Origin of the sequence: Salmonella sp. 741265116_PST (assembly GCF_046567715.1) — a bacterium.
Lineage (GTDB): Bacteria > Pseudomonadota > Gammaproteobacteria > Enterobacterales > Enterobacteriaceae > Salmonella > Salmonella enterica.
The window spans coordinates 54,632-70,689 of sequence record NZ_JBKFPH010000005.1 but is presented as its reverse complement, the minus strand read 5'-3'; the positions used below and the strand labels follow the sequence as shown (position 1 = coordinate 70,689).

The following is a 16,058-nucleotide window of genomic DNA, read 5'->3' as shown; positions in this document are numbered from 1 at the left end:
ACAAATTATCGTATTAAATAAATAACCATTGTGACCATGGTCAGTAAAGCGAAAAATAATGTCATATATTTATCTCCTTCTTTTTTTAAAGAAAATGGGAGGTTTTTGTTTTCATTGCTGATAATAATGTTAGCATCAACTTTAATACCAGTTCGGGGCACCGTGGAAAAAAACTGGCTCAGGCCAAAGCCTTTAAGGTCGCGCCGTAGTAGATATAATACTTGGGTCAGGTTGGCGTCGCTGATAAATTGACTTCTTTCCCCCCAAAGTTCATCAGTGAGTTGTTTTTTATAAATAATCTCTTGTTGCGCGTGATTCAGCATATATTCCAGGCACTTTATACGCATTGCGGCAATTTTTATCATTTTTCCCGTTTTTATGTTTTTTAGCTCATTGGTCTTATCATTGTAAGTGTGTGTGCTGTTAATTAAATAAATAGTCATGATGTTATTTTATGGGTTTAATTGGGGTGGCGATAATAATATGCATATTAAATTTAGGGATCAACTGGCGTGACTGTAATAGCGTCTTTTTTCCAGAGAAAATCGTATCGCGTCACAAAAATGATGGTTTTTTAGAAAAGCTAAAATTTTATTTTTAGTCACTCTAAAAATAAAATGATAGTAGTGTTAATTTTTATCAGTAGATTGATGTATTTTGATTGATTTATTGTTGGTGTTAAATAATTTGAATTATGACGCAAGGCCTATGTCAACCATTAAAAAGGTATAGGCTATTGGTCACAATGCATTAATGCTACATAATTGTTATGCTTTTATAGTAGTGCCGGGGGAAATAAAAATACCGGATGATAAAGAATAATTTTAGTCTGGGTTTTATTTTATGGATGTTTTATTTTAAATTACTAAACCGATTTCTCTTGTTTAAGTAGGGTTATTTGCTACGCAACTGGCTGGCATGTTGTGGCCGTTCGTTGTCTGTATCTGAATTAATCAGGAGAAACGTATGAATAAGAAAAATCCGTCAATGGTTAACTTGCCTGCACCGCGTGAGCCGATTAACCAGAAAATCGACACCAATAACGCATTGGTGTTAAACCATAACGCTATACATGAACAACGATTAGCGGAGATCACACAATCTAATACCTGTGACAAGGCCATTGTAACCGCAAATCCCTATGGGACCGCCCCGTTGAGTCTCTACCTGGGGGTTTGGATTGATGAAGCTGCCGCGCTTGAGATCAATGTTGTTGACAGCGAAGCGACGACAGAGGCAGTGCGTTATCAATATGATGTACATCCGGGCGCTAACCTTATTCCTGTGTGTGGGATGGTATCCGCGGTGAATAATCAGATTACCCTGCGCCTTGCCTCGCAAATTGTCGGGCAATATACAGTCATGACAGACGCATTACCGCCCACGGATTCGGCTAACGTGAGCCTCGGTTTCCCCATTATTAGCGTCTCCTGTCCTGCGCAGCAGGCCTCGCTGATGGAGGAAGGGCTTTATTTCTCCACCTATTTTGATCGGTATAATCTGGCTTTTGATCATAACGGGATTGTCCGGTGGTATGTAAGTCAGGAAATCCCTTCTTATAATTTTGTCAGAATGGATAATGGCCATTTCCTGGCGACGTCACAGGGAATAAACCATTGTCTGAATATGTATGAATTTGACATTATGGGACGGGTTTATACGGTTTATCTCCTCGACAATGAGTTCCATCACTCCATTCTTCCCATTGAGAATAATCTGGTGATTGCGCCTTCAGAATATAGCAATGGACGGCCAGATGGTTACTCAACCGGGAAAGATGGCGTTTCTATTATTAACTTATCTACCGGGCTTGAAGTCGCCTATTACGATATGCTGTATGTGATGGATTATTCCAGATCGCCGCGTCCTTCCGGAAGCGCGCCAGGTCAGGACGTATCAATGGATGACTGGCTGCACATCAACCAAAGTTATATTAATGAACCCAACAATTTGCTGATCTGTTCCGGTCGACATCAGAGCGCGATTTTTGGCGTAAATGTGGATTCCGGCGAACTGCGCTTTATTATGGCGAACCATGAGAATTGGTCTGACGAATTCAGGCAATACTTATTAACCCCTGTCGATGATGATGGTATCCCGCTGTATGATCTTACCTCGCCGGGAGGGATTGATGCGGCAGATAAGAATTTCTGGACCTGGGGGCAGCATAACATTGTTGAAATTCCAAATGATGAGCCAGGTATTCTGGAGTTTATGGTCTTTGATAATGGTAACTATCGTTCACGCGAAGATGCGAACAGCCTGTTACCGCTCGATAACTTCAGCCGGGTGGTTCAGTTTAAAATAAACCTAAACACGATGACCGTAACGCGTCCGTATGAGTATGGAAAAACGGAAGTCGGGAACCGGGGCTATAGCAGTTTTGTGAGCGCTAAGCATTTATTGACTAATGGTCACCTGGTTATTCACTTCGGCGCGACGACGGTTGATGAGTTTGAACATACCATTACCGCGCAACCAGGCTCCAGCGATCTTGTCGATCCGGATGAAGGGCAACAGGCGTTAGGCCGACTGGTATTACAAGAAATCAATAAAGAGACGAAAGAGGTCTTATTCGAAGCGATGGTGACGTCGGGCTATTTCAAGAACGAAGAGACGAATGGCACGAATTATCGTTATGATATTTCTGCATTTCGGGTATACAAAATGCCGCTGTTTGCATAACTAAGTATGTTATGCGGCCGGTTATCGACCGCATAACATTATGGCTTATTTGCTAATATCATCCACGCGCATGGTGTGGTCAGGTTGAATATTGTTAACCTGCTTCATATAGTTAACCAACGCCGGTGCGGTTTGTATCCCTATATATTTGATATTTTTACCTTTAGTGAAGGTAAATCCGCCACCACCTTTACCGATAAAGGAATCCAGCGCGACGGTATAGAGTTTATTGTCTTCTACCGGTTTGCCTTTGATATCAAATTCAACAATACGCTGGCCCAGCGGTTTGGTGCTGTCATATTTAAACTGGACGGTTTTCGATACGTGCAGCATACCGTTTTTCAGATCGGCAGCGTGTGACATGATGGATTTCAGGTCCTTACCGCTGATTTCCATGCTCATGACATCGTTGGTGAACGGATACATACTCAGCACATCACCATAGGTGATATTACCTTTAGGCAATTCGGTACGGATGCCGCCAGCATTATAGAAGGATGCGTCGGCGCCAGGAACGGTAGCCATCAGGGCATCGGTGATTAAGTTGCCGGTTGGCGCGGATTCACCGTAAGAACGGGTCAGCACTTCCGGAGAGTGCGCGACCACCTCATCGGTAATTTTCTTAACCTTATTATCCCATTCATCAATTTTGGCCTGCGTGACCGGATCTGGCTTATAAGTATCCGCATACATGGTGATCAACTTACCATTGTAGCTGTCCACTTTTTTGGTTTCCGGGTTCCAGTCAAGCACCAGTTTACCTAATTCGATGGTGTACGCATCCGTGGAAACGACAAGGGTATCGCCCACTTTAATCGGTTCTGGCGTACCTTTATGCGCATGGCCGGTAATCAGGACGTTAAGTCCATAGCCTTCCAGCGATTTCGCCATATCAACGTCGGTTTTCAGCGCGCGTGCGACATCAGCCTCGCCCGCGCTGGATTGCATACCCGGCACGCCTTCGTGGGCGAGCAGCACGGTCAGGTCAACTTTCCCTTTTAACTCTTCCAGCTGTTTTTTCACATAAGGAATCGGATCGCGGCAGTCAACGCCTTCACGCACGCCTGCGGCAATCGCTTCATAGAATGCGGAAACGCCGTGCATACCGATGACGCCGATCTTGAATCCATCTTTTTCCACGATAGTATACGGTTCTTTAATTAATGGCGTATCTGTGCCGCTGTAAAAAACATTATCCAACAATACCGGGAATTGCAATTTGCTGAGTTGTTTAACCAGATTCTCATGGCCATGGTCAAATTCATGGTTACCGACAGAGACGGCGTCGTAAGGCATGGTATTTAAAATATCAATAATAGCCTCACCTTTGGTCAGCGTACTGATAAAAGGTCCGGTGAAATAGTCGCCAGCATCAAAGAAAAAGACATCTTTCTCTTTCGCTTTTGCATCTTTGACAATTTTCGAGATGGGTGCAAAGCCCCCTACCGGACGTGTCTTGGATACATAGGGGATAATTTCTGGGGTTACATGGGCATGTAAATCGTTTGTATAATAAATTGTGATATCACGCGCATCGGCTGAAAAGGAAATGGCTGAAGTCAAACCAATGCACAGCGACAATAGGGATATCGAAAACTTTTTGTTCATATAAACCATCCATTTACGCTACATTAAAGAAAAACGATGTCTGTAGTCGTGTCATTCACAACTACAAACCGGGGAAATTAAGTAATATTCATCAAGTTTATTAATTATTAAAACTCGAAGCCGATCAGGTAATTCATACGGTCGCCGTAGCCGTCATACCCCAATTTATTATTGAAGTAACGGTAAGAGACGGAGGCGGTCCATCGCGGCATAAATTTCCATGTAAACGTTACCGCGCCGTTCAGGCCGGTCGTCCCACCCTGTTGTTCGGCGTAGGCATCATTACGATCCATTTCAACTTCGTTCCAGTTTGAAATGACGAACTTTTCATTAAACATATCGAAGTTATAAGCCGCGACCCAACCGAGAACATAACCGTTAAAGCCTGTCGCCTGTCCATACTTTTTAGAGGTATAATCGTTCGATAAGTTATGAACAGCGAAATAGGGCTTAATAAAGCCTGATGGGCTGGTTAAACCCAGATAACCTACCCCGTACATCATGTTTAATTCATCACCGAATTTATTCTCCATCGACATATAGAGTTTCATCATTGCGGTAAAGTTAGAGCCTTCTACCACCCTATAATGTCCCAGAAATTGGGTAACATGGTTACGGCCTTCTACAGGATGGTTGAGCACGTTCATTTCATAAAATGATGCAAATTCGCCCCTGTCAAACACGGCGCCGAAATCGGCTACCGCTTTCCACACTTCGCCGCGATCGACATTGACAAAGCCTTTATTCCAGTCGCCATATCCGAAGCTAAGTTTACCGTATACGCGTTTCAATTCCGCTGCCTGGCCATTAAAGCAAGAGAAAAGAACACATGCGGCGAGTAGACTATTAATATATTTCTTATTTTTCATGCTCAACTCCATGAGGTAAAAACACAGTGAAATGTTGTGTAAAGAAGCGAATTCTAAGGAGTGTCTTTTTATACGTAGGTGATAGATGTCTCAAAAATATCAGCGATATATAATCGTCAAATATTCGTGTCAGATAATGTTGTTTGTTGTGTGATAACTATTTGATTTATAGTTTATGTCTCTGTTGTAAAAGTCACACCGGATAGCATGAAATTAATGAAACTTCGAATGGGGATAATTTCTCACAAAGACAACTTACTGCCAGTAAATGAGGGTGTTACCGTTGAAGTAGCAACATATATTGACATCATAATAGCGGTTCTGACACATGGACCATATTTGAGATCTGCGTCACTCGTTCGTGATTCCTTTTTTTATAGACTGCTTCAGGCGTGTTTTCTTTAGCACGAAGTATATTTATGGTATTAATATTATAATACATGTGAATAATTATCTGCGATAAAACGATGTTGATGGAAGAAATATAAGATAAATCGAATATATATAGTGCAATTAATTTAGGCTGTATTCCACAGCCGGGTCTATCGGCAAATATATCGTAATCAGACCGTGCGATAACTCAAAGGAGTTGAAATGAAAAGAACAGTCGTTGCCAGTATGATAGGGTTGGCGCTATGCGCTGGAAGCGTATTATCAACCGCACAAGCGGCAAGCGCAAAGCGCCCTAACTTAGTCATTATTCTGGCGGATGATTTAGGGTATGGCGATCTCGCCACCTACGGGCACCGCATCGTTAAAACACCTAACATAGACAAACTGGCGCAGGAGGGGGTGAAATTTACCGACTATTATGCGCCAGCGCCTCTGTGTTCTCCTTCCCGCGCGGGCCTGTTAACCGGTCGTATGCCGTTCCGTACCGGAATCCGTTCCTGGATACCGGAAGGCAAAGATGTTGCGCTGGGGCGTAATGAACTGACTATCGCCAATCTGCTAAAACAGCAGGGCTACGATACGGCGATGATGGGGAAATTACACCTGAATGCGGGCGGCGATCGCACCGATCAGCCGCAGGCGAAAGACATGGGCTTTGACTATACGTTGGTTAATCCGGCGGGATTTGTCACCGATGCTACGCTGGACAACGCCAAGGAGCGCCCGCGCTATGGCGTGGTGCATCCTACGGGGTGGATTCGTAATGGCCAACATATTGGCCGCGCAGATAAGATGAGCGGCGAGTTTGTGAGCTCTGAAGTGGTGAACTGGCTGGATAATAAAAAAGACGATAATCCGTTCTTCTTATATGTCGCCTTTACCGAAGTCCATAGCCCGCTGGCGTCGCCGAAAAAATACCTTGATATGTATTCGCAGTACATGACCGACTACCAGAAGCAGCATCCGGATCTGTTCTACGGCGACTGGGCAGACAAACCGTGGCGCGGCACCGGCGAATATTACGCCAATATCAGCTACATGGATGAGCAGGTCGGTAAAGTGCTGGATAAAATTAAGGCGATGGGCGAAGAAGATAACACCATCGTCATCTTTACCAGCGACAACGGCCCTGTCACACGTGAAGCGCGTAAAGTGTACGAGCTGAACCTGGCCGGGGAAACCGACGGTCTGCGCGGACGTAAAGACAATCTGTGGGAAGGCGGCATTCGTGTACCGGCAATTATCAAATACGGCAAGCACATTCCACAGGGGATGGTAACGGACACGCCGGTATATGGTCTTGACTGGTTGCCGACGCTGGCCAACATGATGGACTTTAAACTCCCGACCGATCGTACCTACGATGGTCAGTCTTTAGTTCCGCTCCTGAAGGACAAGACTTTAAAACGCCAGAAACCGCTGATCTTCGGTATCGATATGCCGTTCCAGGACGATCCGACGGATGAGTGGGCGATCCGCGACGGCGACTGGAAGATGATCATCGATCGCCAGAATAAACCTAAATATCTCTATAACCTGAAAACCGATCGTTTCGAGACGCTCAATCAAATTGGTAAACAGCCGCAGATTGAGAAACAGCTTTACGGTAAGTTCCTGAAGTATAAAAAGGATATTGATAACGATTCGCTGATGAAAGCCCGTGGCGATAAGCCGACGCCTGTCACCTGGGGCTAATGGAATAATTATAAAAAATTAAGTATGCCACTTAGGGCGATGCCCACCTGATCCGGTCACTCTGTGCCGGATCAGGTTCTTTTATTTCAGGGAAGGTAATGATGTTTGGGAAAAGTTGTCAGGTCATGGTTAAACCAACCGGATCGGTGTGTAACCTTGACTGTAAGTACTGTTTTTATCTGGAGAAAGAAAAGCTCTATCCGGATCGAAAAAACCATTACAAAATGTCGGAAGAGACCCTCGAACTCTTCATCAGGCAGCAGATTGCCGCACAGGATATTGATGAGGTCATTTTTGCGTGGCAGGGCGGGGAACCCACATTAATGGGCATCCCGTTTTATCGTAAAGCCGTTGAATTTCAGCAGCGCTATTGTGGCGGCAAAACCATCGTCAATACCTTCCAGACCAACGGCATCCTGATCAACGACGACTGGGCGACCTTTTTCCGGGAGCATGATTTTCTGGTTGGCGTCTCTATTGATGGCGATGCCGCGTTACACGATGAATGGCGAGTGACGCGCTCCGGAAAGCCGACGCATGAAAAAGTAGAAAATGCGGTGCGTTGTCTGGCGCAACACGACGTAGAATTTAATACCCTCACGGTAGTTAACCGTACCAATATGCATCATCCTGTTCAGGTCTATCGCTACCTGAAAAGCATTGGTAGTCGCTATATGCAATTTATCCCTTTAGTTGAACGCTGCGGGGAAAATGGACTGGCGCAGCCGCAGGATAAACACATCGCGATGACGCCATGGTCGGTCGATAGCCTGCAATTTGGTCAGTTTCTGAATGCGGTATTTGATATCTGGATCCGTGAGGATATCGGCGATATCGGCATCCAGCTATTTGAACAGACGCTGGCGGCCTGGTGCGGCCTGCCGCCGCAGGTTTGCGTTTTTGCTCCTACCTGCGGCAGCGCGTTTGCGATGGAAATGAACGGTGATGTTTATAACTGCGATCACTTCGTCTATCCGCAATTTAAACTGGGGAATATCCACCAGAAGACGCTGCGTCAAATGAATCAGGGCGAACAAAATCGCCAGTTCGGCAGCGATAAACAGCGTTCAATGGCGCAGGAGTGCCATCGCTGTCAATGGAAGTTCGCCTGCTATGGCGGCTGTCCGAAACATCGTTTTTTACCCTCCGCGTCAGGCGCAACCAATCATAACTATCTGTGTGCAGGTTATCAGGCTTTTTTCTCGCATACCGCGACGGCGATGAGTGCCATGCGAACCCTGTATGAAAAAGGCATCTCACCTGCAGAAATAAAGTCAATATTTGTTTGAAGGTAGTATTCGCAGGGAGTGAATATGTTTTCTCACATTAATGTCGATGCTTGCAAAACGCCCGGCTGTAAAAATCTGGGGATTCTGGAGAGTCCAGACTATCTACCGCAAGGGAAAAATGTTCTCTGTCGAGCGTGCGGCTTTTTGTTCCCCATTATATCAGCCAGATCGCTTAATCTTTTTCGCCAGGCGGCGAATCAATCCTGGAAAGGTCTGGTGAAGTCCTGTCCGCATTGTGGCGGGACGTCGCTGAAAAAATATGGTTTTTCCACTAAAGGTGAACGGCGTATGTATTGCCGCCAGTGTAATAAAACGTTCATCTCCTATACCGCTATCAGAAGCGACGCCAGACAAGAGAACCTTGCCACGTTGATTGGCGAAGGAGCGTCGCTAGTTGAAATACGCGCGGCGCTGGCGATAGACAGCACGGGTTTTAGCCGCGAATTACAAAAACTGTCCCGTAGCGCTAATCAAGCGGAACGCGATTTTGAGTTTCCCGCGTTTGACATCGCTATGAGCACGCGGGCGTTTCGCGTGAAATTTAACGGCGGCGACAGCAGCTTATACGTGTTGGTGACGGCGGAAGAAGAGAGCGGTAAGGTCGTCGCGATCTCAACGAATTACTCCGCCCAACCGGTGGAAGCGGATTATCAATATCATTCTGATTACGAAGAACGACTCCCGTCCGGCACGCTGGCGCATCTGGTGCAGCGAAAAGAGGCGATGACCATGCGCCGTAATGTATTATTTGATGTGGATTACGGCCCCGCCATTTTATATAAAAACGATCCGGGGATGTTAGTAAAACCCGTATTACCTGCTTATCGCCATTTTGAGTTGGTTCAGGCGTTGACGGATGAGCGCTCCCTGAATGTCCAGCATTATCTCGATCACGAATGCTTCATTCTGGGCGGCTGTATGATGGCGAATTTTAGCTATCTTCGTCAGGGTCGCTGCCATATTTCGTTTGTGCGTGAAAGAGGCGTTACGCCGCCCAAACGCGATCTTCCTCCGCGGTTGTTTTTGAGCGGAGGAATTCGCAACAACGTCTGGCGTACATTTTCCACACGGGATTATGCGATGGCAGTATGCAATCTCACAGGAAATAAAAAGGTGAGTTTGTTACGCCATGCGACGTTAAATAGCGCGACGGCGTTTATTCGCTATGTTCACAACCATCCCTTCCTGCCGCATCTTAACCGGATGTCTCCTGGCAATGTTGTTGCCGTACTGGATTACCTAAAATTTGAATATAACGCTTCACGTAACTGAGTTGCTAAAATAAAAGGTGTGATGAGGTGTTGTTGCGGTATTTTATTCGGACGGCTTAAAAATCCAGAGTATTAATTTTCGTGATCCCCATGAGGGGCGATGAGATTAATACACTGGAGATTTATCATGAATACGTTGACTGCAACGTCTGTTGTCCTTCCTGCGCCGCGTCCGGCAATTAATCAGGGTATCGATATCAATAATGAAATGGTGCTTAACCATACTGCTATTTATGAAAATAGCCTTGCGCAGGTCACGCAAGAGAATACGGTAGAAAATGCGCTGATGTTGTTAGACCCTTACGGCACGGCGCCTTTAAGCGCTTATGCCGGGGTCTGGAGTCTGGAACCGGCTGAGATCATGGTCACGGTCCAGGATGCGGCAAAAACGGCGATGCCGATAGAACATCTTTACACCCTTACGCCAGGCGCAAATCTGTTGCCGGTTCTGGGGCTGGTAGCGGAGACTGAAAACCATATTGTCTTTTCTCAGGCAGATACGCCAATTGCCGTCTATACGCTCACCACACAGCCGTTACCGCCGGTAGATTCCGCGGAGGTCGTATTAGGTTTTCCGATTATCAACGTGACGCAACCTGCTACCGATGCGGACAAGATGGCGCCAGGGTTTTATTTTATTACGCATTTCGATCGCTATAATTATGCATTAGATCAGAATGGTCTGGTGCGCTGGTACGTCACTCAGGATTATCCATCTTATAATTTTGTTCGAATTGATAATGGCCATTTCCTCACCACTTCAGAAGCGAAAAATACCTATCTGGATATGTATGAGTTCGACATGATGGGGCGTCTTCACACATTCTATAATCTCGATAATCAATTTCACCATTCTATCTGGCCGTGGGACAGCAATACCATTGTTGCGCCCTCTGAATATACCTCGGGTCGGCCCGACGATTTGAAAACCAATGAAGACGGCGTGTCGGTTGTCGATCTGACTACCGGGCTGGAGACCGCTTACTACGATATGGCGAAGGTACTGGATACGACGCGGGTTTCCCGTCCTTCAGGTACGGCACCGGGAGAAGACCCGACGGTTAAAGACTGGCTGCATATAAACCAGAGCTACGTGAATGAGACGAATCAGTTATTAATTGCGTCCGGGCGTCATCAGAGCGCGGTGTTTGGCGTCGATCTGCAAACGCAAGCGTTACGCTTTATTTTGTCAACGCATGAAGACTGGGACGACGCTTATCAGCCTTATCTTTTAACCCCGGTCGACAGTGAAGGTGTGGCGCTTTACGACTTTAGCAAACAGGAGGATATCGACGCGGCCGACCGTGACTTTTGGACGTGGGGCCAGCATAACGTCGTTGAAATCGCCAATAATACGCCGGGTATAGTGGAGTTTATGGTATTTGATAACGGTAACTACCGTTCGCGTGATGACAGCAAAAGCCTGTTACCGCCGGATAACTACAGCCGCATTGTCCATTTTTTGGTGAATATGAATGAGATGACCGTTATGCGGCCATTTGAATACGGCAAGGAGCTGGGCGCGCGTGGCTACAGTAGCTGCGTTAGCGCGAAAGCGATCCAGCAGAATGGCAATATTGTGGTGCATTTTGCCGACTGCACGTTTGATGAAAATGGCCGCGCCATCTCTTGCCAGCCTGGCGAGAGCGATATTATCGATCCGCAGGCGGGCAGCGAGGCGATGGGGCTGCTAATTTTACAGGAGATTGCGCCTACGGAGAAAACCGTGCTTTTTGAAGCGACCATGACGTCAGGTTACTACAAAAACGCGGAAACGAACGGGGAAGGCTATCGCTACGATATTACCAGTTTCCGGGTGTATAAAATGGATCTGTACGCGTAGCGGTCTATCATCAATGACTGACTGCACTAAAAAGGTCCGGCGTAAGTCGGACTTTATTTCGTAAAAAACGAGCTATTCATCATATATAATCTAATTTTAACGATGAGTCAGGCGAGGTAAGATAGTGGATTCGAAGAATTCACCTGATTGAGAGAATAAAAAGTGAAACATCTGCACCGATTTTTTAGCAGCGATGCCTCTGGGGGCATCATTCTCATCATCGCTGCTGCGCTGGCTATGCTGATGGCCAATATGGGCGCGACCAGTGGATGGTATCATGATTTTCTGGAGACGCCGGTTCAGCTACGGGTTGGGGCGCTTGAAATCAACAAAAACATGCTGTTGTGGATCAACGATGCGCTGATGGCCGTGTTTTTCCTGTTGATTGGTCTGGAAGTTAAGCGTGAACTGATGCAAGGCTCGTTAGCCAGTCTGCGCCAGGCCGCTTTTCCGGTGATTGCCGCCATCGGCGGGATGATTGTACCGGCATTGCTCTATCTGGCCTTTAACTACTCCGATCCGGTCACTCGCGAGGGCTGGGCTATTCCTGCCGCGACGGATATCGCCTTTGCGCTGGGCGTGCTGGCGCTGTTGGGCAGCCGGGTTCCGCTGGCGCTGAAAATTTTCCTGATGGCGCTGGCGATCATCGATGACCTCGGCGCCATCGTTATTATCGCACTGTTTTATACCAGCGATCTTTCTATCGTCTCGCTGGGCGTGGCGGCGTTCGCGATTGCCGTGCTGGCGCTGCTGAACCTGTGCGGCGTCAGGCGGACAGGGGTATATATTCTGGTCGGGGCAGTGCTGTGGACGGCGGTACTGAAGTCCGGCGTTCACGCGACGCTGGCAGGCGTCATTGTCGGTTTCTTTATTCCTCTGAAAGAAAAACACGGTCGCTCGCCGGCGAAGCGTCTGGAGCATGTTCTGCACCCGTGGGTCGCGTACCTGATCCTGCCGCTCTTCGCTTTTGCGAATGCCGGCGTTTCTCTTCAGGGCGTCACGATTGACGGTCTGACCTCCATGCTGCCGCTGGGAATTATTGCCGGTCTGCTGATTGGTAAGCCGCTGGGGATTAGCCTGTTTTGCTGGCTGGCGCTGCGTTTCAAGCTGGCGCATCTGCCGCAGGGGACCACTTATCAGCAAATCATGGCGGTCGGCATTTTGTGTGGCATTGGCTTTACGATGTCCATCTTTATCGCCAGCCTGGCATTTGGCAATGTCGATCCGGAACTGATTAACTGGGCGAAATTGGGCATTTTGATTGGTTCATTGCTCTCCGCAGTGGTGGGGTATAGCTGGTTGCGCGCGCGTTTGAACGCGCCGGCATAACCAGTACGAAGGAAAGGGGGAGCGATGTATCGCTCCCTTGCGACATTGAACAGGGAGAGGAATGAGCATGTCTCATATTAACTACAACCATCTTTATTACTTCTGGCATGTCTATAAAGAAGGTTCTGTCGTGGGTGCCGCAGAGGCGCTTTTTCTGACGCCGCAAACCATTACTGGTCAAATTAAAGCCCTGGAAGAGCGTTTACAGGGGAAGCTATTTAAACGTAAGGGACGCGGTCTTGAGCCCAGCGAACTGGGCGAGCTGGTTTTTCGCTATGCGGATAAAATGTTTACGCTAAGCCAGGAGATGCTGGATATCGTCAATTACCGCAAAGAATCAAACCTGTTGTTTGACGTCGGCGTCGCCGATGCTTTATCCAAGCGTCTGGTCAGCAGCGTTCTGGATGCGGCGGTGGTGGTGGATGAACCCATACATCTGCGTTGCTTTGAGTCGACGCACGAAATGTTGCTCGAACAGCTCAGCCAGCACAAGCTGGATATGATTATCTCCGACTGCCCGATAGATTCCACGCAGCAGGAGGGGCTATTCTCAGTCAAAATCGGCGAATGCAGCGTCAGTTTCTGGTGTACGAATCCGCTTCCTGAAAAAGCGTTCCCTGCCTGCCTGGAAGAGCGACGTTTGCTGGTGCCGGGACGGCGCTCGATGCTGGGGCGTAAATTGTTGAACTGGTTTAATTCGCAGGGGTTGCAGGTTGAGATCCTCGGTGAATTTGATGACGCGGCCTTAATGAAGGCGTTTGGCGCGACGCACGATGCGATTTTTGTGGCGCCGAGCCTTTATTCGCTGGATTTTTATGCCGATGAGTCGGTAATAGAGATTGGGCGCGTGGAGAATGTCATGGAAGAATATCATGCGATTTTTGCCGAGAGAATGATCCAGCATCCGGCGGTGCAGCGTATTTGCAATGCGGACTACTCGGCATTGTTTAAGCTACAGTAGACATACCTACCGTAATACTTCCGGCTGCGGTACTAACCCGCAGCCGGAATCATTCTACAAATTCAGTAGGCTACGGTACTGCCCACCTTCGCGGATAAACACCGGAATTCTGTTCAGTGGCGTAGCGTACTGCAGCGTCTGCCCTCCTGAATAGCTTTCACCGGTCGCAAGATCCGTCCATGTTTCCCCTTCCGGTAGCCAGACATCACGTTCGTGCATACCTTCATGCATGACGGGGGCGATCAGCAGGTCAGGACCAAAACAATACTGGTCGGTGATTGCCCAACTTGTTTCCTGTTCGGGGAATTCAAAGAACAGGGGGCGCATCACTGGCGTATTGTGCTTATGGGTTTCCTTCATCAGCGCTTTGATATAGGGCTTGAGTTTTTCTCGCAACGCCAGGCAACCTGTCAATACGTCGCATACTTCCTCACCGTAGCTCCAGACCTCGTTCGGCGCACCTGTAGGGCACTGGGCGATACCATCCCGGTACGGTTGTGCGGGTAAAATTTGCGGATCGCGGTTGCCGTGCAGACGCATCACCGGGCTAAAGACGCCCCACTGGAACCAGCGAATCAGCAATTCATGGAATTTCGGGTCGTGAATATTACCGCCATGAAAACCGCCGATATCCGTCGTCCACCACGGTATCCCCGCGATTCCCATATTGAGTCCGGCGGCAAACTGGTTGCGTAGTGACCTAAACGAGGAGTGAATATCACCCGACCAGACCAGCGCGCCGTACTTCTGACTGCCGGCCCAGGCGCAGCGTAGCAGGTTGATAACCTGGTCTTCGCCATCGGCTTTCATGCCGTCAAAAAAGGTTTTAGCGTACATACGTGGGTAGATATTGCCTACTTCCAGTACCGGCCCGGCGTGGTAGCGATAGTTGTCGTAGTCGTAAACGCTGAACTCAGGTTCGGCTTCATCTAACCAGAATAACTTCACGCCTTTATCGTAATAGTTGCGTTTGGCTTTGCCCCAGACGTAGTCGCGCGCGCCCGGATGAGTCGCATCAAAGAAAGTGGTGTTGCCGAGGAAATCCATATTGATCGGCAAGCCACGTTCCGTTTGCACCAGCCAGCCGTTTTCGCGCATCTCCCGATAGCTTTCGGTACGGTTATCCACCGTCGGCCAGACGGAGACCATCAGCTCAATTCCCAGCGATTTCAGTTCGGCAATCATGGCATCAGGATCGGGCCAGTCGCGCGCATCGAACATCCAGTCACCCTGATTCGGCCAGTGAAAGAAGTCGATAACGATCACCGAGATAGGCAGATTGCGGCGCTTATATTCGCGGGCGACCTCCAGCAGCTCTTCCTGAGTACGATAACGGAGTTTGCACTGCCAGAAGCCCATGGCGTAGTCCGGCATCATCGGCGGTGTGCCGGTAGCCAGCGCGTAAGCCCGGCTAATTTCTGCCGGGGTATCGCCAGCCGTGATCCAGTAGTCCAGTTGCTCGCTGACTTGTGCTTCCCATTCGGTAACGTTGTGGGCAAAGGTTACGCGCCCGACTGCCGGGTTGTTCCATAAAAATCCGTAGCCCAGACTGGAGAGCATAAACGGTACTGAGGCCTGGGAGTTACGTTGCGCCAGCTCAAGCACGCATCCTTTGAGATCCAGGTTGGCCTGTTGATACTGCCCCATACCATAAATTTTTTCCCCTTCGGTGGCTTCGAAGCGGGCTTTCAGTGAATATTTCCCACCCTGAATAGGGCGGAACTCGCGTCCCTCAAGGTTGAGTGCGCTGACGTACTGGCCGTGAGAAGATTCATCCTCGCCAATTTCGCCCCGCAAGCGCCAGAACTCCTGCAACAGAGGTTTGTGTGGATGGCGGTAAAAGGTAACCTGTCCTTTTTGATTGACGATAGCGATAATTTTGCCGTTAGTCAGCGTGGCCTGGTGGTGCTCATAATCAATGTGGCACTGGCTTTCTGCGGCGGGCTCCGTCAATGCCCAGTCTTCATTTCTCATTACCGGCAGATGACGGCCACTGCGTACGCGCAGGCTGTTCTCGCCCCAGGGTTCAATCCATAAATAGCGATCGTTTTGCTGCCAGACCAGACGACGCGGGTCTTGTTGCATAAATGGCATAGTGGTGCCTCCCATATTCGA

Annotated in this window: 11 protein-coding genes; 7 read left to right on the top strand and 4 right to left on the bottom strand. The window is 48.2% G+C overall.

Going from position 1 to position 16,058, the window contains the following annotated elements:
• Positions 1-5: 5 nt before the first annotated feature.
• On the bottom strand, positions 6-443 hold the full coding sequence (locus ACLD11_RS05390) for a transcriptional regulator (RefSeq protein WP_183059800.1): 438 nt from the start codon (positions 441-443) through the stop codon (positions 6-8).
• A 523-nt stretch (positions 444-966) separates the two neighbouring features.
• On the opposite strand from ACLD11_RS05390, the gene ACLD11_RS05385 reads away from it, so the two are divergent.
• Positions 967-2,685: an aryl-sulfate sulfotransferase gene (locus tag ACLD11_RS05385; protein ID WP_411011607.1), complete on the top strand. Its 1,719-nt coding sequence runs from the start codon at positions 967-969 to the stop codon at positions 2,683-2,685.
• 45 nt (positions 2,686-2,730) lie between these two features.
• Here the strand turns inward: ACLD11_RS05385 and ACLD11_RS05380 are convergent, their stop codons facing one another.
• Both ACLD11_RS05380 and ACLD11_RS05375 read right to left on the bottom strand, forming a co-directional pair.
• Complete coding sequence (locus ACLD11_RS05380) at positions 2,731-4,302, bottom strand: bifunctional metallophosphatase/5'-nucleotidase (RefSeq protein WP_411011606.1); 1,572 nt, start codon at positions 4,300-4,302, stop codon at positions 2,731-2,733.
• Between the two features lie 98 nt (positions 4,303-4,400).
• Positions 4,401-5,162 carry an outer membrane protein OmpK gene (locus tag ACLD11_RS05375; RefSeq protein ID WP_000791534.1) on the bottom strand — a complete coding sequence of 254 codons (762 nt, stop codon included), beginning with the start codon at positions 5,160-5,162 and terminating at the stop codon, positions 4,401-4,403.
• Between the two features lie 594 nt (positions 5,163-5,756).
• Here ACLD11_RS05375 and ACLD11_RS05370 point away from each other — a divergent pair.
• The 6 genes from ACLD11_RS05370 (at position 5,757) to nhaR (ending at position 13,943) form a co-directional block, all read left to right on the top strand.
• Positions 5,757-7,250: a sulfatase gene (locus ACLD11_RS05370; RefSeq protein ID WP_411011605.1), complete on the top strand. Its 1,494-nt coding sequence runs from the start codon at positions 5,757-5,759 to the stop codon at positions 7,248-7,250.
• A gap of 98 nt (positions 7,251-7,348) precedes the next feature.
• Positions 7,349-8,539, top strand: a complete 1,191-nt coding sequence (locus ACLD11_RS05365; protein WP_000971148.1) for an anaerobic sulfatase maturase — start codon at positions 7,349-7,351, stop codon at positions 8,537-8,539.
• Between the two features lie 18 nt (positions 8,540-8,557).
• Positions 8,558-9,811 (top strand): transposase, encoded by a 1,254-nt coding sequence (locus ACLD11_RS05360; protein ID WP_411014638.1) that lies wholly within the window; start codon positions 8,558-8,560, stop codon positions 9,809-9,811.
• 126 nt (positions 9,812-9,937) lie between these two features.
• A complete protein-coding gene (locus ACLD11_RS05355; protein ID WP_411014637.1) occupies positions 9,938-11,653 on the top strand; it encodes an aryl-sulfate sulfotransferase in 1,716 nt (571 codons plus the stop codon).
• A 162-nt stretch (positions 11,654-11,815) separates the two neighbouring features.
• Positions 11,816-12,982, top strand: a complete 1,167-nt coding sequence (gene nhaA / locus ACLD11_RS05350; protein WP_000681340.1) for a Na+/H+ antiporter NhaA — start codon at positions 11,816-11,818, stop codon at positions 12,980-12,982.
• Positions 12,983-13,043: 61 nt separating this feature from the next.
• Complete coding sequence (gene nhaR / locus ACLD11_RS05345; RefSeq protein ID WP_000062872.1) at positions 13,044-13,943, top strand: transcriptional activator NhaR; 900 nt, start codon at positions 13,044-13,046, stop codon at positions 13,941-13,943.
• Positions 13,944-13,997: 54 nt separating this feature from the next.
• Here the strand turns inward: nhaR and ACLD11_RS05340 are convergent, their stop codons facing one another.
• Positions 13,998-16,037 (bottom strand): TIM-barrel domain-containing protein, encoded by a 2,040-nt coding sequence (locus ACLD11_RS05340; RefSeq protein ID WP_411014636.1) that lies wholly within the window; start codon positions 16,035-16,037, stop codon positions 13,998-14,000.
• Between the last annotated feature and the right edge of the window lie 21 nt (positions 16,038-16,058).

Coding starts and splice junctions, on each gene's coding strand:
- ACLD11_RS05390 (WP_183059800.1), bottom strand. CDS start 443: ATGACTATTTATTTAATTAACAGCACACACACTTACAATGATAAGACC.
- ACLD11_RS05385 (WP_411011607.1), top strand. CDS start 967: ATGAATAAGAAAAATCCGTCAATGGTTAACTTGCCTGCACCGCGTGAG.
- ACLD11_RS05380 (WP_411011606.1), bottom strand. CDS start 4,302: ATGGTTTATATGAACAAAAAGTTTTCGATATCCCTATTGTCGCTGTGC.
- ACLD11_RS05375 (WP_000791534.1), bottom strand. CDS start 5,162: ATGAAAAATAAGAAATATATTAATAGTCTACTCGCCGCATGTGTTCTT.
- ACLD11_RS05370 (WP_411011605.1), top strand. CDS start 5,757: ATGAAAAGAACAGTCGTTGCCAGTATGATAGGGTTGGCGCTATGCGCT.
- ACLD11_RS05365 (WP_000971148.1), top strand. CDS start 7,349: ATGATGTTTGGGAAAAGTTGTCAGGTCATGGTTAAACCAACCGGATCG.
- ACLD11_RS05355 (WP_411014637.1), top strand. CDS start 9,938: ATGAATACGTTGACTGCAACGTCTGTTGTCCTTCCTGCGCCGCGTCCG.
- nhaR (WP_000062872.1), top strand. CDS start 13,044: ATGAGCATGTCTCATATTAACTACAACCATCTTTATTACTTCTGGCAT.
- ACLD11_RS05340 (WP_411014636.1), bottom strand. CDS start 16,037: ATGCCATTTATGCAACAAGACCCGCGTCGTCTGGTCTGGCAGCAAAAC.